We start from the raw sequence: 23128 nt of genomic DNA on the forward strand, positions 1-23128 counted from the left end.
GGGTCAGCCGCGCAGCCGTGACCGGGCCGTCGGCGACAGCAGGGCGACCTCTGGCGGCCGGGCCAGATGCGGCCGCAGCGCCTCGGCGAAGCCGGGAGCCGCGGCGTGGCGCTCATAGGTGGCCCGGTCCGGGAAGCGGGAGAACCAGACGAAGACCCGCGCGTCCTCCCGCACCGGCAGGGCCGGGAAGCCGTTCTCGCCGTGCTCCCTCACGAAGCTCGCCAGGATCGGCACGCCGGCATCGCCCAGCATCGGCGCCAGGACGGTCTCGAACATCTCGGGGAATTCGGCCTCGGCCTCAGGCAGAAGATGCCAGGTTGTGGCCATGATGATCCCATCGTTGCCGGAGGCAGGGCGGTCAGGGCCGAGCAGGAAGCCCGAGTCCGGACGCGCCGGCCGCAGCAGCAGCACGTCGTCCGAATCGATCATGGTGGCGTTGGCAGCGCTGCGATGCGCCTGCCACACCGGCCCGTCATAGAAGGCCCGCAGCGACTCGGTCCGCGACCGCAGGTCCGGGAAGCCGCGCAGCCAGACGAAATGGTCGGGCACGCCGAGGTCGCGGAACTGGCCGATGACGTCGATCCCGACCGCCTCCTGCGTCTCCACGAACTCCCGGTCGAACAGCGTGATCAGCACATCGCGCTGCCCCGGATGCAGCGTGTAGCGCCGCAACTCCACGACCGGGCTGAAGGTCCCACTTTGCATGATCGCCTCCTGTTATCAGAACAGACCGGTTGCCCGGTTTTAGAACAGACTGATTGTCCGGTTGGGTCAATATGTTACGGTGGGGCATGACCGAGAGCGAAAGCCGGCGAAAGCGCAGCTATGACCCCGAGGGGATGCGGCGGCGCCTGCTGGATGTGGCGGCGGAGGCGTTCCAGTCCCGCGGCTACCAGGCCACCGGCATGCATGAGCTGATGCGCGAGGCCGGGGTGACCGGCGGCGCGCTTTATCACCATTTCCCGACCAAGAAGGCGCTCGGCCTCGCCATCATCCGCGACCGGGTGGCGGCGGAGGTTGAGGAGACCTGGATCGAGCCGGTCCGCACGGCGCCGGACGCGATCGACGGCATCGTCGGCGTGTTCGACCGGATCGCCGCCGGGCTGCGTCGGCGCGGCGCCGTCTCCGGCTGCCCGCTGAACAACCTGGCGCTGGAGCTGTCGCTGGCCGATCCGGAGTTCCGCACGGCGACGCAGGCGGTGTTCGAAGCCTGGCGGGCGGCGATCGCGGCTCGGCTGCGCGCCGACCAGGCGGCCGGCCGGCTGGTCCCGGCGGATGCCGACGACCTCGCCGCCTTCATCGTCGCCGCCTATTCCGGGGCGATGGCCCAGGCCAAGGCGCAACAGGATGCCGCCCCGCTGGAAGCCTGCGCGCGGCAGTTGATACGGTATCTGAAAGGGCTGCGGTCCGGCGCCTAGAGGCTGTCGCGCTCAACCAGGGTGATGTCGAACAGCCGGCCCTGGATCGGGTGGTCGGGATCGGCCAGGCGGGCGGCGATCTGGTCGATGGCGTGGCGCACCATCTCGGCCATGGGTTGGCGGACCGTGGTCAGGCGATAGCTCGGCCAGGAGGCCAGCTTCATGTCGTCGAAGCCGACGATGCTGATGTCCTGCGGCACGGCGAGGCCGCGCTCGCGGCAGGCATCGAAGGCGCCGAGCGCCAGGATGTCGTCGCCGCAGAACACCGCCTGCGGCCGGTGCCGGTCGAGCACAGCGTGCATGCCGCGGCGGCCATGCTCATGCGAATAGTCGCCGGCGAACTCTACAGCCATCGGCTGCAGTCTCGCCGCTTCCAGCCCCTGAGAGAAGCCCGCGGCACGGTCGATCGACGACGAATCGGTCCCGGCCCCGCCGAGGAAGGCCAACTGCCGCAGGCCGCGCGCCAGCATCGCTTCGGCGACCAGGCGCCCGCCGGCGACATTGTCGACCGTCACCACCGGCACCGCCGCCCCCGCCCGGCCGAACACATGCACCACCGGCAGCCCGGCGCGGGCGCAGGACTCCGCAAAGCCCTCGGGCGGCGCGGAGGTGGCGATCAGCACGGCGTCGACGCTGTATTGCAGCATCATGTCGAGGGCGGAGTCGGCGCCGCCATCCTCCGACAGGTTGGCGATCAGCGGCCGCAGCCCGCGCCGCTGCAGCTCCCGCGTGAACAGGTCGAACACGTCCATGAAGGCGGGGTTGGCGAAATGGCTCGAGACCAGCCCGACCAGCTCGGTCCGGCCGGTCATCAGGCTGCGCGCCAGCTGGTTGGGGCGGTAGCCCAGCGCCTCCGCCGCCGCCAGGACGCGGGCCCGCATCCGGGGCGAGACGCTGGCGTCCTTGGTGAAGGTGCGGGAGACGGCGGAGATCGAGACGCCGGCCGCTTCCGCGACCTGCTGCGCCGTGGCCCGCTCGGCGCCGCTGGCCCGATGCCGGCTGCTGGTGGAGCGCCTCACGCGGTCACGACCCGCCCGAGGAGGGGCGCAGGAGCTTACGAATAGGTCCGCAGCAGCCCGACCAGGCGGCCCTGGATGCGGACGCGGTCGGTGGGCAGGTAGCGGGTCTCGTAGGCCGAATTGGCGGCCTCCAGCCCGATCGAGGCGCCCTTCTTGCGCAGCCGCTTCAGCGTCACCTCGTTGTCGTCGACCAGGGCGACGACGATGACGCCGGGATCGGCCGCGTCGCAGCGCTTGATGATGACGGTGTCGCCGTCCAGGATCCCGGCCTCGACCATGCTGTCGCCGGCGACCTCCAGGGCGTAGTGCTCGCCCGGGCCGAGCAGCGAGGCCGGCACCTCGGCGTAGTTGGAATGGTCGCGCAGCGCCTCGATCGGCATGCCGGCGGCGATCCGGCCGTAGAGCGGCAGGCGGACGCCGAGCTCGGGGTTGCTGAGATCGGCGCGCTCCAGCTTGCGGCCGGGCAGGGCGACGTCGGAGCGCACGGGCCGGAAGGGAACGACATTGTCATCCTCGGCCGTCGTCGCCGGCGTGTCCGACTTCAGGCAGTCCGGCAGACGCAGCACTTCCAGCGCCCGAGCCCGATGCGGCAGTCGCCGAATAAAACCGCGCTCCTCAAGGCCGGTGATCAGTCGATGGATGCCCGATTTCGACTTCAGGCTCAGGGCATCCTTCATCTCGTCGAAGGAAGGACTGACGCCGTCCGCCTCCAGACGGCGGTGAACGAACAACAACAACTCCTGTTGCTTTCGCGTCAGCAAGGCATCCTCCGTTCGCAGAGGCCGCGGCGCGGCCGAATCCCTGGAGAGAACATTAGGAGGAACAAAACAAAAACACAAGCGCCTAACTGTGGCGCTGTCCGTTCTTTACTTCCTTGTAACGATCGGCGCGTCAGATGCCGTCGCCGAACAGCACCGCCCCCACCGCCTCGCCGCGCGCCGCGGCCGGGGCATGGGGCGGGCGGATCACCAGCCCGTCGGCCGCGGCCAGCAGCGACAGCATCGAGCTGTCCTGGGCCGGGAACGGAGTGGCGACATAACCGGAATCCGTCCGCTCGATCCGGGCCCGCAGGTAATCCTCGCGCCGGTCATTGGCCGGCAGGTCGCGGCCCAGTGTCGCGGCGACGCGATTCTCCGGCGACTCCGCGCCCTGCAGGGCCCACAGCACCGGGCGCAGGAACAGCCAGCCGCAGACCATGGTCGAGACCGGGTTGCCGGGCAGGCCGAGCAGCGGCGTGTCGTCGAGCCGGCCGAACATCAGCGGCTTGCCCGGCCGCATCGCGATGGTCCAGAAGTCGAGCGCCAGGCCGCGTTCGCCGAGCACCGAGCGGATCAGGTCGTGCTCGCCGACCGAGGCGCCGCCGGTGGTGACGATCAGGTCGGCGCCGCGGGCGCCGGCGGCCAGCGCCGCCAGGGAGTCGGCATTGTCGCGGGCGATGCCGAGATCGACCGGCTCGCCGCCGCAGCTGCGGATCAAGGCCGCCAGGGCATGGCTGTTGGAGCTGACGATCTGGCTCGGCCCCAGCGCCTCGCCGGGCAGCACGATCTCGTCGCCGGTCGCCAGCACCGCCACGCGGGGGCGGCGGCGCACATGCAGCCAGGGATGGTTGGTTGAGGCGGCGATGCCGATGTCGCGTGCGGTCAGGCGCCGGCCGGGCTGCAGCAGCACGTCGCCGGTCCGGAAATCGAGCCCGGCCTTGCGCACATGGCGGCCGGCGGCGACGCCCTCGCGCACCGTCACCCGGTCGCCGTCGGCGTCGGTGTCCTCCTGCAGCACCACGGCGTCGGCGCCATCGGGCAGCGGCGCGCCGGTGAAGATGCGGACGCATTGCCCGGGGCCGACCGTGCCCTCGAAGCGGCCGCCGGCCGGGACCTGGCCGATCCGGCGCAGCGTCGCGGGGACGGAAGCGACATCGGCGGCCCGCACCGCCCAGCCATCCATGGCCGAGACGTCGAGCGGCGGCTGGGTCAGCCGCGCCGCCACCGGCTCGGCCAGGATGCGCCCCAGCCCGGCGGGCAGCGGCACGGTCTCGGCCGGCAGGGCGGCGAAGGCGGAGAGGATGCGGGCGCGGGCCTCGGCGACCGGGATCATGGCTGGGCCTCGTATGTGCCTGACCGCCCGCCGGATTTGTGCAGCAGCCGCAGGTCGGTCACGACCATGCCGCGGTCCACCGCCTTGCACATGTCGTAGACGGTCAGGGCGGCGACGGAGGCGGCGGTCAGCGCCTCCATCTCCACCCCGGTGCGGTGGGTGACCTTGACCGTGGCCTCGATCTCGACCCGGCTGTGCTCGGCGTCGCAGCGCAGCGCCAGCTCGACGCTGGACAGCGGCAGCGGGTGGCACAGCGGGATCAGCTCGGCGGTGCGCTTGGCGGCCATGATGCCGGCGATGCGGGCGATGCCCAGCACGTCGCCCTTGGCATGGCCGCCGGCGGCGATCAGCGCCAGCGTCTCCGGCTTCATCTCGACCCGGCAGCCGGCCCGCGCCACCCGCACCGTTGCCTCCTTGGCGGAGACGTCGACCATGCGGGCCTGGCCGGCCGCATCGAAATGGGTCAGCTCGCCGGTCATGCCGCCGAGGATCTCGCGGCCGGCGTCAGCAGCGCCCGGGTGGCGGCGGCGACGTCGTCGTGCCGCATCAGGCTTTCGCCGATCAGGAAGGTGGTGGCGCCGGCGCGGGCCATCCGGGCCAGGTCGGCCGGGGCGGACAGGCCGCTCTCGGAGACCAGCAACCGGTCGCCCGGGACCTGCGCCGCCAGCGCCTCGGTGGTGGCGAGGTCGACCTGCAGGGTCTTGAGGTTGCGGTTGTTGATGCCGAGCAGCGGCGAGCGGAGTTTCAACGCCCGGTCCAGCTCGGCCGCGTCATGCACCTCGACCAGCACGTCCATGCCGGCGTCGATGGCCGCCTGTTCCAGCTCGCGCGCGGTGGCGTCGTCCAGCGCCGCCATGATCAGCAGGATGCAGTCGGCGCCCAGCGCCCGGGCCTCGACGATCTGGTAGGGGTCGACCATGAAGTCCTTGCGCAGCACCGGCAGCTCGACGGCGTTGCGGGCGGCGGTCAGGTACTCGTCGGCGCCCTGGAAATAGGGCACGTCGGTCAGCACCGACAGGCAGCTGGCGCCGCCGTCGCGATAGGCGCGGGCGAGGGCGGGCGGGTCGAAGTCGGGGCGGATCAGCCCCTTCGACGGCGAGGCCTTCTTGATCTCGGCGATCAGGCCGTAGCGGCCTTCAGCCTGCGCCCGGCGCAGCGCGGCGACGAAGCCGCGCGGCGGCGCGGCGCGGTCGGCCAGGCGGCTGATCTCGGCCGGCGGCACCGCCGCCTTGCGGGCCTCGATGTGCCGCCGCTTGTCGGCGACGATGCGGGTGAGGGTGTCGCTCATGATGCGTCCCGGGCCGTTCCCTGGCTGGTGATGCGGGCCAGCCGCTCGAGCACGCGGGCGGCCGACCCGTCGTCGATGGTGCGGGCCGCGAGGGCGGCGCCATCCGGCAATGTGGCCACGCGATCGGCGATGATGAAACAGGCTGCGGCGTTAAGCAGCACGATGTCGCGATAGGCGCCGTGCGCCCCGCCCAGCACGGCGCGTAGGGCGGCGGCGTTGGTGGCCGGATCGCCGCCCTTGAGGTCCTCGGGCACGGCGCGGCGCAGCCCGGCATCCTCCGGCGTCACGGTCAGGCGCCGGATCTGGCCGCCGCGCAGCTCGGCCACCGCGGTCGGGCCGGTGGTGGTCATCTCGTCCAGGCCGTCGCTGCCATGCACCACCCAGGCGGTCTCGCTGCCCAACTGGTTCAGCGCCTGCGCCACCGGCTCGACCCAGGCCTCGGCGAAGACGCCGAGCAGCTGGCGCTTGACCCCGGCCGGGTTGGCCAGGGGGCCGAGCAGGTTGAAGATGGTGCGGGTGCCCAGCTCCTGCCGCGCCGGGCCGACATGGCGCATGGCGCTGTGGTACAGCGGCGCGAACAGGAAGCCGATCTGGGTCTCCCACAGCGCCTCGCGCATCACCTCCGGCGGCGCCTCGACATTGACGCCCAGCTCGGCCAGCACATTGGCCGCGCCGGTCAGGCTGGAGGCGGCGCGGTTGCCGTGCTTGGCCACCGGTACCCCGGCGCCGGCCAGCACGAAGGAGACGGCGGTCGAGACGTTGAACGAACCGGAATTGTCGCCGCCGGTGCCGCAGCAGTCGATGGCGCCGTCCGGCGCGTCGATTGTCATCGCCTTGTCGCGCATCACCCGGGCGGCGGCGGCGATCTCCTCCGGCGTCTCGCCGCGGACGCGCAGCGCCATCAGGAAGCCGCCGATCTGCGCCGGCGTGGCCTCGCCGGACATGATGATCTCGAAGGCGGCGCGGGCGTCGGCGGCGTCCAGCGGCCGGCCGAGCGCTGCCTTGGCGAGGAATGGTCGCATCTCGGTGGTCATGCCGCGTTCCGCCGCTCGGCGATGGCCAGGAAGTTCTGCAGGATCTTGTGGCCGAACTGCGAGGCGATGCTCTCCGGGTGGAACTGCACGCCGTGGATCGGCAGGGTCCGGTGCCGCAGCGCCATGATCACCCCGTCCGCGGTCCAGGCCGTGGCCTCCAGGCTGTCCGGCATGCTGTCCGGCGCGATCGTCAGCGAGTGGTAGCGGGTGGCCTCGAAATTGTCCGGCAGCCCGGCCAGCACGCCGCCGCCATGATGGTGCACCGGGCTGATCTTGCCGTGCATCGGCTCCGGCGCGCGGACGATCCGGCCGCCGAAGACCTGGCCGATCGCCTGGTGGCCGAGGCAGACGCCGAACACCGGCACCCGGCCGGCGGCGGCCCGGATCAGGTCCATGCAGATGCCGGCCTTGTCGGGATCGCAGGGGCCGGGTGAGAGGACGATGCCGTCGGGCCGCAGCGCCAGCGCCTCGTCGACCGTCAGCGCGTCGTTGCGGCGGACCTCGGTGTCGGCCCCGAGCTCGCCGAGGTAATGCACCAGGTTGTAGGTGAAGCTGTCGTAGTTATCGATCAGCAGAAGCATGGGAGTCGCCCTTTCGAGGCGTGGGATTGGGGAGGAGCGGCGGGAATCCGGCCGTCCTCACCATCGATGCAGCAGGGGGCGATGCTGCTGCGAAAGGATGCGATCTCTAGACATGACCCATGGGCCGGTTGCCGTTGCGCGGCCGGTTGGCGAAGCGTACCGCATCTTCGGCGGCGCGCACCAGCGCCCGCGCCTTGTTGCGGGTCTCCTGGTACTCCCCCTCCGGGCTGCTGTCGGCGACGACGCCGCCGCCGGCCTGGATGTACAGGGTCTCGTCCTTCACCACCGCGGTGCGCAGGGCGATGCAGGTGTCCATGTCGCCATTGGCGCCGAAATAGCCCATCGCCCCGGCATAGATGCCGCGGCGCGCCACCTCCAGCTCCTCGATGATCTCCATCGCCCGCACCTTCGGCGCGCCGCTGGTGGTGCCGGCCGGGAAGCCGGCGGCCAGCGCCGCCACCACGTCCTGGCCCGGTGCGATCCGGCCGACGACGTTGGAGACGATGTGCATGACGTGGGAGTAGCGCTCGACGATGAAGCGGTCGGTCACCTTGACCGAGCCGATCTGCGACACCCGGCCGACATCGTTGCGGCCGAGGTCCAGCAGCATCAGATGCTCGGCCCGCTCCTTCGGGTCGGCCAGCAGGTCCTGCTCCAGCGCCACATCCTCCTCCGGCGTGGCGCCGCGTGGGCGGGTGCCGGCGATCGGGCGGATGGTGACCTCGCCGTCGCGCAGCCGGACCAGGATCTCCGGGCTCGACCCGACGATGGCGAAGTCGCGGAAGTTCTGGAACACCAGGAAGGGCGACGGGTTCAGCCGCCGCAGCGCCCGGTACAGGGCGAAGGGCGGCAGGGTGAAGGGCAGGGAGAAGCGCTGCGACAGCACCACCTGGAAGATGTCGCCGGCGCGGATGTACTCCTTCGCCCGCTCGACCACCGCGTGATACTCCTCCCGCGTCATGTTCGAGCTCGGCTCGGGCAGGGCCGGCAGGGTGCCCTCGGCCGCGGCTTCGCGGTGCGGCAGGCTGGATTCGAAGCGGGCGACCACGTCCGACAGCCGTTCGCACGCCGCCTCATGTGCCTTCTCCGCCGTCACCGCCGGGTCCGGGAACACCGGGGTGACGATGGTGACCACGTCGGCGATGGTGTCGAAGACGCAGACGATGGTCGGCCGCATCATGATCGAATCCGGCACGCCCAGCGTGTCCGGATTGGTGTCCGGCAGCGACTCCATCTGCCGGACCATGTCGTAGCCGAGATAGCCGAACAGCCCGGCGGCCAGCGGCGGGAAGCCGCGCGGCAAATCGATCCGCGATTCCGCGATCAGCCCGCGCAGGCTGTCGAGCGGCGCCTGCGCCACCGGCTCGAACGTGTCGAGGTCGGCGAGCGCCTTGCGGTTGATCTCGACCGCGTCGCCGCGGCAGCGCCAGATCAGGTCGGGGCGCAGCCCGATGGCGCTGTAGCGGCCGCGGATGGCGCCGCCCTCGACCGATTCGAGCAGGAAGGAATAGGGCTCGTCCCCGGCCAGCTTGAGCATGGCCGAGACCGGGGTGTCGAGATCGGAGACGAGGCGGGTCCAGACGACCTGGGGCTTGCCGGCGCGGTAGGTGTCGGCGAAGGCGTCAAAAGCCGTGGAATCCGGCATGGCGGTGACCTGCGATGATGGGGGTGGGGCGGGCGAGGGCGGAACGGTCGTCGCCGCCACGCCATCGCTCTCCGCCGCCCGCCCGGAGTCCCCCGGCCGCAGCCCTCGCATCCGCCGGCCAGCGCCATCCCTTCACCTCTCCTTGGGGAGAGGTCGAAATCGCGCAGCGATTTCGGGTGAGGGGGCGCTGCGACGCCGCGAGGGGGATCATCGACATCATTCCTGGTAGTTCAGCCGGGCGAGGACCGCCTGGTCGACCGTGACTCCATAGCGGGCGCGCAGCGCCTGGTCCAGGCCGCCGCCGACATCGACCGCGAGGCCGCGCCGCAGGTCCTGCTTCACCGCGGCTTCGGCCGCGGCGTCCGGCTTGGCCGGCTCGACCTTGATCAGGCGGGCGACGACCCGGCCGCCCGGTGTCTCCGCGGTGGCAGTGCTGCCGACCTTGGCCGCGAACAGGTCACGCACCAGCCCTGCGGGAACGGCGCCGGCATTGCTGCCGTCGCGCAGCAGCGCCGGGGTCTCGGCATATTGCCCGCCGACCGCCTTGGCGACATCGGCCGCGGCCTCGCCGGCGGACAGTCGCTTGGCGACGTCGGCGGCCAGGGCCGTGGCGGCATCGGCCTGCTTCTGCTCGGTCCAGGCGGCGGCGACCTCGTCCCGCACCTTGGCCAGCGGCTCGGTCGCCGGCGGCACGATGCTGTCGACCCGGACGATGAAGGAGGTCTTGTCGTCGATCGTGCCCATCGGGCTGACATCGTTCTGCTGCAGCTGGAAGGCGGCCTGCAGGATCGGCGCCTGGCCGGGCAGCGGCGGCAGCGGCTGGCCGCTCTGGGTGGTGCCGTCCTGGGCCACGGCCGGGACCGCGGTGACGGTGAAGCCGAACTCCTGCGCCGCCTTGTCGATCGGCACATTGTCGGCCAGCGCGTCCTCGAACTTGTTGGCGGCGTCGTACAGGGCGTCGGCCGCCTTGCTCTGCTTCAGCTGGGCCTCGATCTCGGCCCGCACCTCCTCGAACGGCACGGTGCGGGCGGGCTGGACCCCGGTCAGCACCAGCACGTGCCAGCCGAAGGGCGACTGCACCGGGTCGGTCGCCTGGCCCTCGGCCAGGGTGAAGGCCGGGTCGGCCAGGGCCGGGATCGGCATGGCGGTCTTGGCGGTGAAGTCGACCGGGATCAGCTTGACCGCGGCGTTGCCGGACTCGTCCACTGCCTGCTGCACCGCCTTGCCGCCGCGCACCGCCGCGGCGATCTGGTCGGCCAGCTCCTTGGTCGGGGCGATCACCTGATCGAAGCGCCGCATCTCCGGCTTCTGGTAGTTCGCCTGGTCCTTGTCATAGGCGGTGCGGGCCTCGTCCTCCGACACCGTGACGGTCTTGGCGAACTCGTCGGTGTTCAGCAGCACGACGCTCAGCGTCCGGTACTCCGGCGACTGGAACTTGTCGCCGTGATCCTTGTGATAGGCCTCGAGATCGGCCTGGGTCGGCTGCGGCACGCCGGTCTGGTCGGCGTTGCGCAGCGTGACCGTGTCGGCCACCCGCGCCTCGCGGCGGTACTTGTAGATCGGGTCGACCAGGGCCTGCGGCGGCTCGGCGCCGCTGAACAGCGCCCGCATCACCTGCTGCTGCTGCATCTGGCCGCGCTGGCCGGCGATAAAGCCGGCCTCGTTCTCACCGATCGACTGCAGGAACCGCAGGAACAGGTCCCGGCTGAACTGGTTGGTGGCCGGGTCGCGGAACTGCGGGGCGGCGCGCACGGCATCGGCGACCGCGTCGGTCGACAGGTCATAGCCGAGATCGGCGGCCAGCTGGTCGAACAGGAAGCCGGAGATCATGTTGTCCAGCACGCGCTGCGGGAAGCCGAGCTGCTGGGCGACGGAGAGCGGGATCTGCTGGCTCTGGGCGATCGAGCGGAACTGGGTGTCGAGCTGCCCCAGGCTGATGGTCACGTCGCCGACCGTGGCCACGGTGTCGGACTGGCCCCGGTTGCGGAAGATGTCGCCGATGCCCCAGACCGCGAAGCTCAGGATCAGGAGGACGAACAGCACCTTGACGACGACGGAGCCGACCTTGTGGCGGAGAAGCTGCAGCATGACGACCGTGAACAAAGGGCGGGGCCGCGCCGGTCTCCCGGGCGGTCAGGGCGCGCATCATAGGTGCGGCCTTCCCGGGCAGCAATGCACAAGGAGTGCTGTGGCGTCATGGCGTCGGGGTTGGTACATGAAGGACGACATCGAGGACCAGCGGGAGAGAGGCCGATGGCGCGCAAGCTGATCGCGGGCAACTGGAAGATGAACCTGCTGCGCGACGAGGGCACGGCGCTGGCCCGCGACCTCGCTTTGCGCCTGGCCCGCACGGTCGACCCGGCCTTCGACCTGCTGATCTGCCCGCCGGCCACCATCATCGCGCCGATCGCCGATGCGGTGCAGGGCAGCGGCCTCCAGGTCGGCGGCCAGGACTGCCACACCGCGCAGGACGGCGCCCACACCGGCGACATCGCGGCGCGGATGCTGGCCGATCTCGGCTGCAGCCACGTCATCGTCGGCCATTCCGAGCGGCGGCAGGACCATGGCGAGATCGACCTGGTGGTGGCCGAGAAGGCGGCGGCAGCGCAGGCCGAGGGGCTGGTCGCGATCATCTGCGTCGGCGAGACCGAGGCGGAGCGCAACGCGGGCCGGGCGCTGCAGGTGTGCAGCCGGCAGATCGCCGGGTCGCTGCCGCGCGGCGCGACGGCGGAGAACACGGTGATCGCCTATGAGCCGGTCTGGGCCATCGGCACCGGCCGCACCCCGACCGTGGCCGACGTCGCCGAGGTGCACGCCCATATCCGCGCCGCGCTCGGCGCCCATGTCCCGTCCGAGGCCGCGGGCATCCGCATTCTCTATGGCGGCTCGGTCAAGCCCGGTAACGCGGCCGAGCTGCTGGCGGTGCCGAATGTCGACGGCGCCCTGGTCGGCGGCGCCAGCCTGAAGGCCGATGATTTCTGGGCCATCGCCCAGGCCAGCATCGGCTGATCCGCTTCGGCCAGCATCGTCGTTGCATAGGGGCGGGGCCATGGTTATAGTCCCGCCCGCTCGCCCCCGGCACTGTCCGGCGGCGGCGCACGGTCGGAGCGTAGCGCAGCCTGGTAGCGCACTTGCATGGGGTGCAAGGGGTCGCGAGTTCGAATCTCGCCGCTCCGACCAATTTTCTTCCGGATCCAAGTCATGCTCGTCGCCCTCGACTGGGGAACCTCCTCGCTCCGCGCCTGGCTGCTCGACGCCGACGGCGCCGTGCGGGACGAGGCCGCGGCCCCGCTCGGCATCCTCAAGGTCCCCGGCGGCGATTTCGACGCCGTGTTCCGCCAGATCGCGGAAAAGTGGCACCCCACCGCCGCCATCGCCTGCGGCATGATCGGCAGCCGCCAGGGCTGGGCCGAGGCGCCCTATGCGAACTGCCCGGCCGACGCCGCGGCGCTGGTCGCCGGCCTGATCGAAATCCCGACCTCGCTCGGCATCAGCCTCCGAATCGTCCCCGGCGTCAGCCGGATCGACGCCGACGGCATCCCCGACGTGATGCGCGGCGAGGAGGTGCAGATCCTCGGCGACGCGCCGGCGACCGGCCGCCGCCTCTACGTCCTGCCCGGCACGCACAGCAAATGGGCCCTGGCCGAGGACGGCCGCATCGCCTGGTTCGCCACCTCGATGACCGGCGAGGCCTTCGCCGTGCTGGCCGAGCACAGCATCCTGGGCCGGCTGATGGACGGCCGCGCCTATGACCAGCCGGCCTTCCGCCGCGGCCTTGCCGTGGGCGCCTCGGCCGGCGGCGGCCTGCTGCGCCGGCTGTTCAGCGCCCGCACCCTCGGCCTGTTCGGCGAGCTGGAGCCGAAGGCGGCGGGATCCTATCTCTCCGGCCTGCTGATCGGGGCCGAGGTGGCCGACGCCCGCGCCACCGTGGCGGCCGCCACCGGCGCCGCGCCGGACGAGGTGACCATCGTCGGCGGCGCCGAGCTGTCGGCCCGCTACGCCGAAGCGATCGAGGCGGCGGGTCTGCGCAGCCGAATCGCCCCGGCCGACACCACGGTCAAGGCGCTGTGGCGCCTGGCCAAGCATGCGGAGCTGGTGTGACATGAGCGTCTCCCTGCACGACGCCCTCGCCGGGCTGCCTTTGGTCGCCATCCTGCGCGGCGTCAAGCCCGACGAGGTCGAGGCCATCGGCGCCGCCCTGGTCGAGGCCGGGTTCCGCTGCATCGAGGTGCCGCTGAACTCGCCGCAGCCCTTCGACAGCATCCGCCGCCTGGCCGACCGCTTCGGCCAGCAGGCGCTGATCGGCGCCGGCACGGTGCTGAAGCGCGAGGACGTGGCCCGGGTGCAGGCGTCGGGCGGCCGGCTGATCGTGATGCCGCATGCCGATGTCGAGGTGATCGCCGAGGCGAAGCGTCTGACCCTGGTCTGCGCCCCCGGCGCCGCCACCCCGACCGAGGCCTTCGCGGCGCTGAAGGCCGGGGCCGATGCGGTGAAGATCTTCCCGGCCGAGGCGGTCCCGCCCGCGGTGGTCAAGGCCTGGCGGGCGGTGGTCCCGGCCGCGGTGCCGCTGATCGCGGTCGGCGGCATCACGCCGGACCGGATGGCGGCCTATCGCGACGCCGGCACCACCGGCTTCGGCCTCGGCTCCGCCCTCTACAAGCCCGGCATGACCGCGGCCGATGTCGCCGCCACCGCCGCCGCCTTCGCCCAGGCCTGGCGGGCGCTGCAGGGCTGACGAGCGCACCAGCCGTCGAGGCTGAGGCAGGGCCGCTGCAACCCCGCAGTTCGCCGCCTCCGCCCTGACCGCTGTTCCCCTGCGGGACGCATGGCCGCACACTCCGTGCGGCGAGGGCGAAGGGCAGGGGGCCGGCGGTGGCGGACAGCATCATCTACGCGCACTCCCTTCCCGGCGAGGCGATGGACCGCTGGGAAAGGCTGACGGATCACCAGGAGGCGGTCGCGGCCCTGGCGGCGGAGTTCGCCGCCGTGTTCGGCTGGGCGGAGGTGGCCCGGCTGGCCGGCCGCCTGCACGACATCGGCTCGTCGGGAACGCGCCCTTTCCAGACATTTTTTAGCGCCTCGATAACGGACATCCGCCTATCCCGTTGGATCCAGCCTGTCCCCGGCCGGGTTTGCCCGGCTGAAAACGCGCCGTCTCGACCTTGGTCGCAGACCGTTTGGAGGCGCTAGCGATGAAGAGCCTCATAGGTGTCGACTGGCGCCGGTTCGTCGTCGAAACCACTGTCCCAACGGATCGGACCGTCAGGCGGGAAGATCAGCAGCGACAGCGCAAGGTCGTGATAGTCGTCAAAAAGCACGGACTCAAAGACAGGCTCGCGCTTGTTCCAGACGCCAGCGGGATGTTCGAGGTCGGTGCAACCGGAAGCGGGACCGAGAGCCGCGAGAGACTGCTCGGGCAGGGGGATCGTCTCCTGCTTGGCGCGGAAAAAGACCCCAGACTTGAAGAGCGGGTCGCTGGCACGGGCCCAATCAATAAAACCGTTCGTGCTGACCACCAGCATTGCGCGGCGCGAGGTTGTTTCGAGCCATTTCAATACCGCGGCCGTGATCGAGACCTCATAGCGATCTCGGAGAGGCTTGAATTGCGCAAAAGTCGGGCGACGGAAGTTAGCGGTCTGCACACGGAAGTCATCCGGTGGCATCAACACCATCGAGGCGAAACGGTTCGCCTCCGATTCCATCCTGCCGTATTCGGAATTCCATGCCCACATGTCGCGCCTTGAACAGTATATCGGATCTCCGCTTAGGTGGCGGTGAAGCAGGTAATGCCCGAATTCGTGCGCAAGCGTGAAGTTGATCCTGCCCTTTGAGCTCAGGCCGGCGTTGTAGAATATTCCCCACTCACCATTACCTTTGGGGATTAGCGCGCCCTCGAATTTTCCATCGAACTTGCTGCCTTGAACGGCAGTGATGGGTTCCTTCGGAAAGAGGTTTCGCGAGTATTCAGTCGCGATAGGAGCAATCCTGATTGGGAAGCGCGGAACTTTCTGGATCTCGGTCGCAGCCTTGATGACGGCTGACACCCGCGTGGCCCAGCCATCGCAGGTTGTCGGCAACTTCATTTTTTTTGGGCCCACGCGTCGATCATGTCCATGATCCGACTTTTGTCGCCGTCGTCGAGGCGGTTAAACTTGCGGAAGAAAACTTCCTTCACCTGCTCGTCGTCGAAGCTGGCTTTATCATCGAGTAAATATTCGGTAGTGATATCCAGAACCCTGGCAATATCGATGAGCTTTTCGGCCGACGGTTTGCGTTCTGGTCGGTTCTCAAGCTCCCACAGATAGCTCTTGCTCGCACCGGACTTGGTTGCCAGATCGTCGAGCGACCAAGCGTTCTTCTTTCTGAAATATTTGAGCTTCTCGCTAAGCGTTGTAGGCATGTTCCGGCTGAATCCATAGTCTTCGCAATAGCTCGCTCTGTTCGATATATACCGGACAAAGTCGGCCTTGACAAGCGAACCTCTTGTTCGATATACCGAACAAAATCGTGACAATGGATCGCCAATGCCCCGCGGAAAGCTCAATCTTCATGCCGGAAAACCGGGAGCCCAGTCTTCCGGCCGCCAGCGCACCGCTGCGCCGGCGGATGCCGTGTCGGCTGTCAAGCTTGCGCGTGGTGTCCCGGAATTGACGAAGATCACTTTGGCGGCACGGTCAGCTGGTCGGTGTCAGTTTCGCGGCTGCAACAAGTTTCTCTATGAGCACGCGCTGACGAAGGAACCCGGCAACTTCAGCGAAGCCGCACACATCGTAGCCTTTCGGCGTGAGGGGCCGCGAGGCGATGACCCTGAGCGGCCCATCGACATCAACGGCATCGAAAACCTGATGCTGCTCTGCGCGGAGTGCCACCATAACGTCGACACCCACCCCAATCAGTACCCCCGTGACGAGCTGATCACGCACAAGCGAGAGCATGAAGCCCGTATCAGCATGCTGGCGGAATTTGGCCCCGAGCTACGCACGAACGTGTTGACGTTGAAGAGCCGGATCGGCGAGCGCATTGTCGAAATCGGCAACGATGAGGTGACGGTCGCGTTGCGGCCTCGATACCCCGCATCTTCATCCTTCCGTGTAATAGATCTCACCCAGCTTGGGGACGAGGCGGGTGCCGATTACTATCCTCTCGCCACGCGCCGCATCCGCGAGCAGACCCGCGAGATGTATGCCGATGGCGTCCCGTTTGATGCCGTCAAGCACCTGTCAGTCTTCGGGCTTGCACCTATCCCATTGCTTGTGGTGCTCGGCAGCGTGCTCAGCAACACCGTTCCAACCGATTTATTCCAGAGCCACCGCGACAAGCCGAACCGATGGACTTGGTACGTGGACGGGGAGCCCGTTCGCTACGCTTGCAGCCTCATTCGTAGAGGAACGGCGTCGGGCAATGTTGCTGTGCTTTTGTCGCTTAGCGGTACAGTCGCGGAAGGAGTGTTGCCTCTGAACATCGACGCGACCTTCTCGCTATATCACTTCACGCTCCAGGGTGCGACGCCCAACCCCGGTTTCCTTCGCAGACGCGACGATCTTGAGGCCTTCCGACTCGCATACCGCCAGTTGTTGGCTGACATCGTCAGAGAGAACCCGGGTCTGGGCGTGATCCACCTATTCCCAGCAGTTCCCGCACCTGTCGCAATTGCTCTCGGCTTTGACTTGTTGCCCAAGGCACACCCGGCCTTGGCCATCTACGACTTCGACAAACGGGTGGCCGGTTTTACAGAAAGGACCAGGGTGAATCAGTATGAGTGACAACGACTATCTGCAGGATCTTTTGAAGAGCCAGGAGCTCGAAGAGGGCTGCGACGAGCTCGATGCTCTGGACACGGAGCGTGACAAGGTCGACGATCTTCTCAAGGAAGCCTTTCCCACTAGCAATCCAAATTTCACGCACGGTGGCTCTCGGGCAAAGGGCACCATGATCCGGGAAGACTATGACCTCGACGAGGTCTGTTACTTTGATCACGACGACACTGGCCCTGGCGACACGCTTGAGGAGATCTATGAAAGCGTCGCAGCGGTGCTCGAGGAAAACTACATGGTTCGGCGCAAGCGCTCCGCACTGCGCCTTAAGACCAAGAGTGGCAAGGACCTGCGCATAGACGTGGTGCCCGGTCGGTACACGAGCGACGAGGGAACCGACGTTTTTCTTCACCAGAATGAAGGAGACAAGGAACGGCTCAAGACCAACCTCGAGGTTCAAATTGCGCACGTGCGCGACAGCGGCTGCACGGATGTGATCCAGTTGACGAAACTTTGGCGCACCCGCAACGCCATCGGGATCAAGACCTTCCCGCTTGAGCTACTGGTGATCGAGGTGCTCGACGGGAACAACGGCGGCAACCTTCAGGTGCGGTTCGAGCGCGTATTGAACGAGTTTGCCGACAATATCGATGACCTCTATATCGAAGACCCTGCGAATCCAACCGGCAATAACCTATCCCATGCTCTGACGGACGAACTTCGCCAGACCCTCGCGGACGTGGCGCGGGACACGATTGACGCTGCGGCCGAACATGGGTGGGAACACATCTTCGGCAAGCTCGAAATGAAGGCAACAACGCTCCCGAAAGTCGCGGCCCTTGGTGCTGCCGCCGCGGCGGTCGGCGGCGCCGCTCCACCCTGGGCTAGCGAGGACAAGTGACAAGCTGGTTCGAGAAGTCTCCCAGCCTTCTTGAGGAGCTTCGGCGCGATCTGCAGAATAACTACCCCACGCTGCATGCGCATATCCGGCACACGGGCGTCATTGTGGCCGGGACGTTTCCTCTCGTCGACGACGCTGGTGCCGTGATCGACCGCTACGCAGTCGAAGTTGTCTTGCCCGACACATATCCCCGCGCCCTGCCCAACGCGTGGGAGACAGGAGGACGTATCCCGCGCGAGATCGACCGCCACATCTATCCGAAAACTGGAGCGCTGTGTCTGGGCTTCCCGGCTGAGTTGTGCCTGATGCTGGCCGGAGACTTCACGGTTGGAAATTTCATCCGCAAGGCCTTGGTCCCGTACCTGCTAGGCAATAGCTTGGTGGAAGCTGGAGAACCTTGGCCCTTTGGCGAGAGTGCGCACGGGCTTATAGGCGCGCTTGAATTTTACAAACGCTGTCTTGGGACCGATGATCCGATAGTGATCGGCAAGTTTCTGCTCGACCTCGCCAACAACAAGGTACGAGGACACTGGACGTGCCCTTGCGGAAGCGGGAAGCCACTCCGGAAATGTCACGGCGAGCAGATATGGCTACTTCGTGACGTTCCATCCAATGTTCTATGCCACTCGATTGATGCAATGGTTTCGATTCTGAAGGCAAAGAGGAGTGGCTCGATGCCGCTTTGAAGGCTCGCGATGCTGTGACGGGGCCAGTTGCCGATGTTCCAGCTTCGGCGCGGGATCTGGATAGTCGCGAACGTCCGGTCCGGAGGAGCTCAGAAGGCCTTCCAACGTCCATAAAGGGGACAAACCGGCCTCCGCCCTGGTGGCGGGAACCGCCGCTGCCTTGAGGAATGTCCGGTTCGCAGGCGTCAGGACGGCGTTCAAATCTCGGCAATCGGAACGATCCGACCTTGAAAGGCCGGATCTGAGGAGCGGTCGCTGGTTCGATCCTGGTCCGGCTGATTGCGCCCTGCCGAGACGCCCCCCGGCTTGCCCAGGTGGGCCCACAGCGCCTCCCCGCGCCTGCGCTGCGTTGCGTCTTGTGGGGCACTCCGCTCCGGCGCGGGGCCCCTCCATGGGCTACCTGGACAAGCCTCCATTGTCCTCCGGTCATCCGGTCGGTTCCGCCTGATCAGGCTTGTCGGCTTTGCGCGTTCAAAGCGCCGGCGATCTGCTGCAGATCGAAAGCCGCAATAGCGGGGCAGGATGAACCCGATGGGCTGGTTTTGCTTGCATGACTAACCCGTTGGGTTATAAAATCCTCATGCAGACCGTGATCGAAGCCCCCACCTTCCAGCGCGGCGCCGAAGCCCTGCTGTCGGCTGACGATCACGTCGAGGCGCTGGCCTATCTGGCGGCGCATGCCCGGGACGGCGACGTCATCCCGGGCACCGGCGGCCTGCGGAAGCTGCGCATCGCGGCCAGCGGTCGCGGCAAGCGCGGCGGTGCCCGGGTGATCTATTACGTGATCAACCATGATGCGCCGATCTACGCCCTCGCGATCTATGCGAAGAACCAGAAGGACAATCTCACCGCGGCGGAAAGGAAGATCCTCGCCACCCTCGCCGCCGCGCTGAAGAAGGAGCACGCCAGATGAGCAAGCTGGGACAGGACCTGATCAAGGCCATGACCGAGGCCGTTGCCATTGCCAAAGGCGAGGCCGACCCGTCGACCTATCGTGTCCACCACTTCACCCCGCCGGACGTCGACGTCCGGGCCGCGCGCAAGGCATTGGGCATGACTCAGGAGGAATTCGCCCCGGTCGTCGGCGTCAGCGCCTCCGGCCTGCGGAAGTGGGAACAGGGCGTGCGCCAGCCCAACGGCGCTGCCCGCACCCTGATCCGCGTGATCGAACGCGAGCCGGAGGCGGTGAAGCGAGCCCTGTCGGGCAGCTGACTGCGACCCTCGGACCAAGTCGAGGACGGGCATGACGATTTGGGGGAAGTCGAGTTTGGAGACACCCCCCATTCCCGCCCGTGACACCGGGCCGGGCGCCGTCTATGACCATGGCACGAGGGACCGGGGCAGGGGAGCGGCGCGTGGTGCAGGACGGGGGCGTTCAGGCGGGGATCGAGCGGCCGGGGTTCATCCGGCGGCAATATGACCGGCTGATCCGGGCGGCGCATGGGCCGCGGGCGCAGTGGACGCTGGCCGGCGTGTCCTTCGCCGAAAGCTCGTTCTTCCCGATCCCGCCCGATGTCGTGCTGATCCCGATGATGCTCGCCAATCCACGGCGGGCGTGGTGGCTGGCGGGGCTGTGCACCGTGGCCTCGGTTGTGGGGGGGCTGGTCGGCTACGCCATCGGCTATTTCCTGTTCGAGACGGTCGGCTCCTGGCTGATCAACCTCTACGGGCTGCAGGCCGGGTTCCACGAGTTCCAGCAGAAATACGCCGAATGGGGCAGTTGGATCATCCTGGCCAAGGGGGTCACGCCGATCCCCTACAAGCTGGTGACCATCACCAGCGGCGTCGCCCAGTTCCCGATCGTGCCCTTCATCCTGTCCTCGATCGCCTCGCGCGGCCTGCGCTTCTTCCTGATCGCGGTGCTGATGCGGATCTATGGCGAGCAGGTGCGGTACTATCTCGAGAAGTACCTGAACTGGGCTTTTTGGGGCTTCCTGCTGCTCGTCGCCCTCGGCTTCGCGGTGATGACCCAGGTGTGAGGGCCGCCGAACCGCGGAGAGTCCGGCCATGACCGTGCAAGCCATCCTCCTCCCGGTCTTCGCGCAGGTGGCGCTGATCTTCCTGCTGGCGGTGTGGCTGCTGCGGGAGCGCGTCGGCGCGCTGCGGCGGGGCGAGGTGCATCCGCGCGACATCATCCTCGGCCAGCCGGCCTGGCCGGCGCGGGCCACCCAGGTCTCGAACAGCTTCCGCAACCAGCTGCAGCTGCCGCTGCTGTTCTTCGTGCTGGTGATCCTGGCGATGATGACGAAGAAGGCGGATCTGCTGTTCGTGGTGATGTCCTGGCTGTTCGTCGCCAGCCGGATCCTGCATGTGGCGGTGCACACCGGCGCGAACCGCCTGGGCCCCCGCTTCGGCGTCTATGCCGCCGGCTTCGTGCTGCTGCTGGCGATGTGGCTGATCTTCGCCCTGCGCATCGTGCTGGCCGGGGTCGAGCCGGTGTGATTCCGACGGCACCCCGGAATAATCTCGACGATGGCTTGACGCTTGTCTGACAAGTGGTAGCGTCGCGGTATACGGAATGTCAGGGGAGGGGGCGCATGTCGTTTCTGCCACGCATATCGATTCTGCCGGGCCTGTCGATTCTGGCCGCCGCTATGGCCGTCAGCCTGGCCCTGCCGGCCTTCGCCGAGGATGCGGCGACGCAGGCGGCCGCCCAGATCCAGGCGGTGCGGGACAGCGCCGCCTACAAGACCGCCGTCGAGCATATCGACCGGAACTACGATCCCTATGTCGCGGAAGGGATTCGCCTGGTCGAGATTCCGGCCCCGCCCTTCAAGGAGGAGGCGCGGGGGAAGGCCTATGCCGAGCTGTTCAAAAGCGCCGGCCTGGCCGAGGTCGAGATCGACGAGGAGGGCAATGTCCTCGGGCTGCGCAAGGGCACGGGCACCGACGACCGCGTCGTCGTGGTCTCCGCCCATCTCGACACCGTGTTCCCGGAAGGCACCGACGTCACCGTGCGGCGCGACGGCACCCGGCTGAACGCCCCCGGCGTCAGCGACGACACCTTCAGCCTGGCCGCGTTGCTGGCCTATATCCGCGCCATGGATTCGGCCGGGATCAAGCACGAGGAGACCATCCTGTTCGTCGGCACGGTCGGCGAGGAGGGCTTGGGCGACCTGCGCGGCGTGCGCCACCTGTTCACCGAGGGCAAGTACAAGGACCGCATCAAGGCCTTCTTCTCGATGGAGGGCGGGTCGGCGAACACGTTCACCAATCAAGGCGTCGGGTCGAAGCGCTACCGCATCGCCTTCAAGGGGCCGGGCGGCCACAGCTTCGGCGCCTTCGGCCTGGTCAATCCGAGCTATGCGCTGGCCGAGGCGATCTCGCTCCTGGCCCGGACGGAGGTTCCGACCGACCCGAAGGTGACCTACAATGTCGGCGTGCTGAAGGGCGGCACTTCGGTCAACTCGATCCCGATCGAGGTGTCGATGGAGGTCGACATGCGGTCCGGCGACGCCGCGGAGCTGGCCAAGATGGAGCAGCGCCTGCTGGACATCATCCAGCAGGCGGCGGACACCGAGAACTTCGCCCGCTCCACCAAGGAGGGCAAGATCACGGTCGAGGCCACGGTGATCGGCGACCGGCCGGCGGGCACCATCGCCGAGACCGAGCCGCTGTTCCAGCTGGCCAAGGCGTCGATCGTGGCCGCGGGCTACGAGTTCAAGGGGCCGCGCGAAGGCTCGAACGATTCCAACATCCCCTGGAGCCTCGGCATCCCCGCCGTGACCCTGGGCAAGAACGGGCCGAACACCAATGGCCGGGCGCATTCGCTCGACGAATGGCTCGACATCGAGAAGGAGCCGATGGTCAAGGGCATGGCGACCAGCCTGGCGACCATCCTGGCCGCCGCCGGGATGCAATAGGGCCCGTCATCGACGGAGGGCACCGGAATGATCACGCGACGCGGATTGTTCACCCGAACCCTGACCGCCGGGCTGGCGGCGCTGACGCTCGCCGGCCGGCGGGGCCGGGCCGAGGAGCCGCGAATCCGCATGTTCCAGCTCTACGGCCGGGACATGAGCTTTTCGCCCAAGGCGCAGACCCTGGCCGGGACGCGGGTCTCGATCCAGGGCTTCATGGCGCCGCATCTGAAGGTCGATTCCGACTTCTTCATCCTGTCCAACGCGCCGGTCGAGACCTGCCCGTTCTGCGCCTCCGAGGGCGACTGGATCGACAGCATCGTCTTCGTCCGGATGCGCGAGCGGGAGGAGGCGGTGGACCCCGGCGCGCTGATCGTCGCCGCCGGCGTGCTGGAGATCGGCCCGGCCACCGATGCCGCCACCGGCTTCGTCAGCCGGGTGCGGCTGGTCGACGCGACCTTCGCGCTGTCGTGATGCCGGATGCCGCCGGGCCGCCGGATGCCGCCGGGCCGCCGGAGCTGACGGCCCGCGGCATCTCCGCCCGCTTCCGCGACCGCACCGGCGCGCCGCTCGAGGCGCTGCGGTCGGTCTCGGCGCGCTTCCCGGCCGGCCGCCTGACCGTCGTGGTCGGGCCGTCCGGCTCGGGCAAGACCACCTTGATCCACACCCTGGCCGGGATCGTCCGGCCGGCCGAGGGCGAGGTCGGTTTCGCCGGCACGGTCGTCAGCGGCCTCGCCGAAGGCGCGCGCGACGCCTGGCGCCGCCGGCAGTGCGGGCTGGTGTTCCAGCAGTTCCGGCTGGTGGAGGAGCTGGGGGCGCTGGCCAACGTCACCCTGCCGGCGCTGTTCTCG

Annotated in this window: 27 protein-coding genes and 1 tRNA gene; 16 read left to right on the forward strand and 12 right to left on the reverse strand. The window is 68.5% G+C overall.

Going from position 1 to position 23128, the window contains the following annotated elements:
* Positions 1–3: 3 nt before the first annotated feature.
* Positions 4–705, reverse strand: coding sequence for an NIPSNAP family protein (locus tag ACTOWL_RS04500; protein ID WP_441319994.1), 702 nt, complete (start codon positions 703–705; stop codon positions 4–6).
* Positions 706–791: 86 nt separating this feature from the next.
* On the opposite strand from ACTOWL_RS04500, the gene ACTOWL_RS04505 reads away from it, so the two are divergent.
* Positions 792–1418 carry an LmrA/YxaF family transcription factor gene (locus tag ACTOWL_RS04505; protein ID WP_441319995.1) on the forward strand — a complete coding sequence of 209 codons (627 nt, stop codon included), beginning with the start codon at positions 792–794 and terminating at the stop codon, positions 1416–1418.
* On the opposite strand, the gene ACTOWL_RS04510 is transcribed toward ACTOWL_RS04505, so the two are convergent.
* From ACTOWL_RS04510 to ACTOWL_RS04550, 9 genes are all read right to left on the reverse strand, one after another.
* A complete protein-coding gene (locus ACTOWL_RS04510; protein ID WP_441319996.1) occupies positions 1415–2437 on the reverse strand; it encodes a LacI family DNA-binding transcriptional regulator in 1023 nt (340 codons plus the stop codon). The genes ACTOWL_RS04505 and ACTOWL_RS04510 overlap by 4 nt on opposite strands.
* 35 nt (positions 2438–2472) lie before the next feature.
* Positions 2473–3198: a transcriptional repressor LexA gene (gene lexA / locus ACTOWL_RS04515; protein ID WP_441319997.1), complete on the reverse strand. Its 726-nt coding sequence runs from the start codon at positions 3196–3198 to the stop codon at positions 2473–2475.
* A 130-nt stretch (positions 3199–3328) separates the two neighbouring features.
* Positions 3329–4528: a molybdopterin molybdotransferase MoeA gene (locus tag ACTOWL_RS04520; protein ID WP_441319998.1), complete on the reverse strand. Its 1200-nt coding sequence runs from the start codon at positions 4526–4528 to the stop codon at positions 3329–3331.
* On the reverse strand, positions 4525–5007 hold the full coding sequence (gene moaC / locus ACTOWL_RS04525; protein WP_441319999.1) for a cyclic pyranopterin monophosphate synthase MoaC: 483 nt from the start codon (positions 5005–5007) through the stop codon (positions 4525–4527). The genes ACTOWL_RS04520 and moaC overlap by 4 nt, the downstream gene beginning before the upstream one ends.
* Positions 5004–5816, reverse strand: coding sequence for an indole-3-glycerol phosphate synthase TrpC (gene trpC, locus ACTOWL_RS04530; RefSeq protein WP_441320000.1), 813 nt, complete (start codon positions 5814–5816; stop codon positions 5004–5006). Before trpC ends, moaC begins: the two co-directional genes overlap by 4 nt.
* A complete protein-coding gene (trpD, locus tag ACTOWL_RS04535; protein ID WP_441320001.1) occupies positions 5813–6850 on the reverse strand; it encodes an anthranilate phosphoribosyltransferase in 1038 nt (345 codons plus the stop codon). Before trpD ends, trpC begins: the two co-directional genes overlap by 4 nt.
* Positions 6847–7431 carry an anthranilate synthase component II gene (locus ACTOWL_RS04540; RefSeq protein WP_441320002.1) on the reverse strand — a complete coding sequence of 195 codons (585 nt, stop codon included), beginning with the start codon at positions 7429–7431 and terminating at the stop codon, positions 6847–6849. The genes trpD and ACTOWL_RS04540 overlap by 4 nt, the downstream gene beginning before the upstream one ends.
* A 106-nt stretch (positions 7432–7537) precedes the next feature.
* Positions 7538–9076 carry an anthranilate synthase component I gene (gene trpE / locus ACTOWL_RS04545; protein WP_441320003.1) on the reverse strand — a complete coding sequence of 513 codons (1539 nt, stop codon included), beginning with the start codon at positions 9074–9076 and terminating at the stop codon, positions 7538–7540.
* A gap of 216 nt (positions 9077–9292) precedes the next feature.
* Positions 9293–11164, reverse strand: a complete 1872-nt coding sequence (locus tag ACTOWL_RS04550) for a peptidyl-prolyl cis-trans isomerase (protein ID WP_441320004.1) — start codon at positions 11162–11164, stop codon at positions 9293–9295.
* A gap of 165 nt (positions 11165–11329) precedes the next feature.
* Here ACTOWL_RS04550 and tpiA point away from each other — a divergent pair, with 165 nt between their 5' ends.
* The 5 genes from tpiA (at position 11330) to ACTOWL_RS04575 (ending at position 14266) form a co-directional block, all read left to right on the forward strand.
* Positions 11330–12085 carry a triose-phosphate isomerase gene (gene tpiA, locus ACTOWL_RS04555; RefSeq protein ID WP_441320005.1) on the forward strand — a complete coding sequence of 252 codons (756 nt, stop codon included), beginning with the start codon at positions 11330–11332 and terminating at the stop codon, positions 12083–12085.
* 94 nt (positions 12086–12179) lie between these two features.
* Positions 12180–12256 (forward strand) — tRNA-Pro (locus ACTOWL_RS04560).
* Between the two features lie 21 nt (positions 12257–12277).
* Entirely contained in the window at positions 12278–13177 is a 900-nt protein-coding gene (locus ACTOWL_RS04565; RefSeq protein WP_441320006.1) for a 2-dehydro-3-deoxygalactonokinase, read from the forward strand.
* 1 nt (position 13178) lies between these two features.
* A complete protein-coding gene (locus tag ACTOWL_RS04570; protein ID WP_441320007.1) occupies positions 13179–13811 on the forward strand; it encodes a 2-dehydro-3-deoxy-6-phosphogalactonate aldolase in 633 nt (210 codons plus the stop codon).
* A gap of 137 nt (positions 13812–13948) precedes the next feature.
* Positions 13949–14266 (forward strand): hypothetical protein, encoded by a 318-nt coding sequence (locus ACTOWL_RS04575; protein ID WP_441320008.1) that lies wholly within the window; start codon positions 13949–13951, stop codon positions 14264–14266.
* Here the strand turns inward: ACTOWL_RS04575 and ACTOWL_RS04580 are convergent.
* Together ACTOWL_RS04580 and ACTOWL_RS04585 are read right to left on the reverse strand one after the other, a co-directional pair.
* Positions 14263–15159 carry an ImmA/IrrE family metallo-endopeptidase gene (locus ACTOWL_RS04580; RefSeq protein WP_441320009.1) on the reverse strand — a complete coding sequence of 299 codons (897 nt, stop codon included), beginning with the start codon at positions 15157–15159 and terminating at the stop codon, positions 14263–14265. The two genes, ACTOWL_RS04575 and ACTOWL_RS04580, sit on opposite strands and share 4 nt — an antisense overlap.
* Positions 15156–15476 carry a helix-turn-helix domain-containing protein gene (locus ACTOWL_RS04585; RefSeq protein ID WP_441320010.1) on the reverse strand — a complete coding sequence of 107 codons (321 nt, stop codon included), beginning with the start codon at positions 15474–15476 and terminating at the stop codon, positions 15156–15158. Before ACTOWL_RS04585 ends, ACTOWL_RS04580 begins: the two co-directional genes overlap by 4 nt.
* 124 nt (positions 15477–15600) lie before the next feature.
* Here ACTOWL_RS04585 and ACTOWL_RS04590 point away from each other — a divergent pair, with 124 nt between their 5' ends.
* From ACTOWL_RS04590 to ACTOWL_RS04635, 10 genes are all read left to right on the forward strand, one after another.
* A complete protein-coding gene (locus ACTOWL_RS04590; RefSeq protein ID WP_441320011.1) occupies positions 15601–16839 on the forward strand; it encodes an SAVED domain-containing protein in 1239 nt (412 codons plus the stop codon).
* Positions 16832–17731: a hypothetical protein gene (locus ACTOWL_RS04595; protein WP_441320012.1), complete on the forward strand. Its 900-nt coding sequence runs from the start codon at positions 16832–16834 to the stop codon at positions 17729–17731. The genes ACTOWL_RS04590 and ACTOWL_RS04595 overlap by 8 nt, the downstream gene beginning before the upstream one ends.
* Positions 17728–18417, forward strand: coding sequence for an SEC-C metal-binding domain-containing protein (locus tag ACTOWL_RS04600; RefSeq protein ID WP_441320013.1), 690 nt, complete (start codon positions 17728–17730; stop codon positions 18415–18417). The genes ACTOWL_RS04595 and ACTOWL_RS04600 overlap by 4 nt, the downstream gene beginning before the upstream one ends.
* Before the next feature lie 580 nt (positions 18418–18997).
* The gene (locus ACTOWL_RS04605) at positions 18998–19330 is read left to right on the forward strand and encodes a type II toxin-antitoxin system RelE/ParE family toxin (RefSeq protein WP_441320014.1); all 333 of its coding nucleotides are present in this window, start codon (positions 18998–19000) and stop codon (positions 19328–19330) included.
* Positions 19327–19629: a helix-turn-helix domain-containing protein gene (locus ACTOWL_RS04610; protein WP_441320015.1), complete on the forward strand. Its 303-nt coding sequence runs from the start codon at positions 19327–19329 to the stop codon at positions 19627–19629. Before ACTOWL_RS04605 ends, ACTOWL_RS04610 begins: the two co-directional genes overlap by 4 nt.
* 143 nt (positions 19630–19772) lie before the next feature.
* On the forward strand, positions 19773–20396 hold the full coding sequence (locus tag ACTOWL_RS04615; RefSeq protein ID WP_441320016.1) for a YqaA family protein: 624 nt from the start codon (positions 19773–19775) through the stop codon (positions 20394–20396).
* Between the two features lie 28 nt (positions 20397–20424).
* Positions 20425–20859 carry an MAPEG family protein gene (locus tag ACTOWL_RS04620; RefSeq protein WP_441320017.1) on the forward strand — a complete coding sequence of 145 codons (435 nt, stop codon included), beginning with the start codon at positions 20425–20427 and terminating at the stop codon, positions 20857–20859.
* A 95-nt stretch (positions 20860–20954) separates the two neighbouring features.
* On the forward strand, positions 20955–22280 hold the full coding sequence (locus ACTOWL_RS04625; protein WP_441320018.1) for a M20/M25/M40 family metallo-hydrolase: 1326 nt from the start codon (positions 20955–20957) through the stop codon (positions 22278–22280).
* Positions 22281–22307: 27 nt separating this feature from the next.
* A complete protein-coding gene (locus tag ACTOWL_RS04630; protein WP_441320019.1) occupies positions 22308–22751 on the forward strand; it encodes a hypothetical protein in 444 nt (147 codons plus the stop codon).
* Positions 22751–23128 (forward strand): ATP-binding cassette domain-containing protein (locus tag ACTOWL_RS04635; RefSeq protein WP_441320020.1); only part of this gene is annotated, 378 nt, incomplete at its 3' end. The genes ACTOWL_RS04630 and ACTOWL_RS04635, both read left to right, overlap by 1 nt.

The organism is Inquilinus sp. CA228 (assembly GCF_052078665.1).
Taxonomy (GTDB): Bacteria; Pseudomonadota; Alphaproteobacteria; order DSM-16000; family Inquilinaceae; genus Inquilinus.

Coding starts and splice junctions, on each gene's coding strand:
- moaC (WP_441319999.1), bottom strand. CDS start 5,007: ATGACCGGCGAGCTGACCCATTTCGATGCGGCCGGCCAGGCCCGCATG.
- tpiA (WP_441320005.1), top strand. CDS start 11,330: ATGGCGCGCAAGCTGATCGCGGGCAACTGGAAGATGAACCTGCTGCGC.
- ACTOWL_RS04550 (WP_441320004.1), bottom strand. CDS start 11,164: ATGCTGCAGCTTCTCCGCCACAAGGTCGGCTCCGTCGTCGTCAAGGTG.
- ACTOWL_RS04580 (WP_441320009.1), bottom strand. CDS start 15,159: ATGAAGTTGCCGACAACCTGCGATGGCTGGGCCACGCGGGTGTCAGCC.
- ACTOWL_RS04565 (WP_441320006.1), top strand. CDS start 12,278: ATGCTCGTCGCCCTCGACTGGGGAACCTCCTCGCTCCGCGCCTGGCTG.
- ACTOWL_RS04595 (WP_441320012.1), top strand. CDS start 16,832: ATGAGTGACAACGACTATCTGCAGGATCTTTTGAAGAGCCAGGAGCTC.
- ACTOWL_RS04540 (WP_441320002.1), bottom strand. CDS start 7,431: ATGCTTCTGCTGATCGATAACTACGACAGCTTCACCTACAACCTGGTG.
- ACTOWL_RS04630 (WP_441320019.1), top strand. CDS start 22,308: ATGATCACGCGACGCGGATTGTTCACCCGAACCCTGACCGCCGGGCTG.
- ACTOWL_RS04585 (WP_441320010.1), bottom strand. CDS start 15,476: ATGCCTACAACGCTTAGCGAGAAGCTCAAATATTTCAGAAAGAAGAAC.
- ACTOWL_RS04620 (WP_441320017.1), top strand. CDS start 20,425: ATGACCGTGCAAGCCATCCTCCTCCCGGTCTTCGCGCAGGTGGCGCTG.
- ACTOWL_RS04500 (WP_441319994.1), bottom strand. CDS start 705: ATGCAAAGTGGGACCTTCAGCCCGGTCGTGGAGTTGCGGCGCTACACG.
- ACTOWL_RS04570 (WP_441320007.1), top strand. CDS start 13,179: ATGAGCGTCTCCCTGCACGACGCCCTCGCCGGGCTGCCTTTGGTCGCC.
- trpD (WP_441320001.1), bottom strand. CDS start 6,850: ATGACCACCGAGATGCGACCATTCCTCGCCAAGGCAGCGCTCGGCCGG.
- ACTOWL_RS04520 (WP_441319998.1), bottom strand. CDS start 4,528: ATGATCCCGGTCGCCGAGGCCCGCGCCCGCATCCTCTCCGCCTTCGCC.
- ACTOWL_RS04505 (WP_441319995.1), top strand. CDS start 792: ATGACCGAGAGCGAAAGCCGGCGAAAGCGCAGCTATGACCCCGAGGGG.
- ACTOWL_RS04590 (WP_441320011.1), top strand. CDS start 15,601: ATGCCCCGCGGAAAGCTCAATCTTCATGCCGGAAAACCGGGAGCCCAG.
- trpE (WP_441320003.1), bottom strand. CDS start 9,076: ATGCCGGATTCCACGGCTTTTGACGCCTTCGCCGACACCTACCGCGCC.
- ACTOWL_RS04610 (WP_441320015.1), top strand. CDS start 19,327: ATGAGCAAGCTGGGACAGGACCTGATCAAGGCCATGACCGAGGCCGTT.
- trpC (WP_441320000.1), bottom strand. CDS start 5,816: ATGAGCGACACCCTCACCCGCATCGTCGCCGACAAGCGGCGGCACATC.
- ACTOWL_RS04625 (WP_441320018.1), top strand. CDS start 20,955: ATGTCGTTTCTGCCACGCATATCGATTCTGCCGGGCCTGTCGATTCTG.
- ACTOWL_RS04605 (WP_441320014.1), top strand. CDS start 18,998: ATGCAGACCGTGATCGAAGCCCCCACCTTCCAGCGCGGCGCCGAAGCC.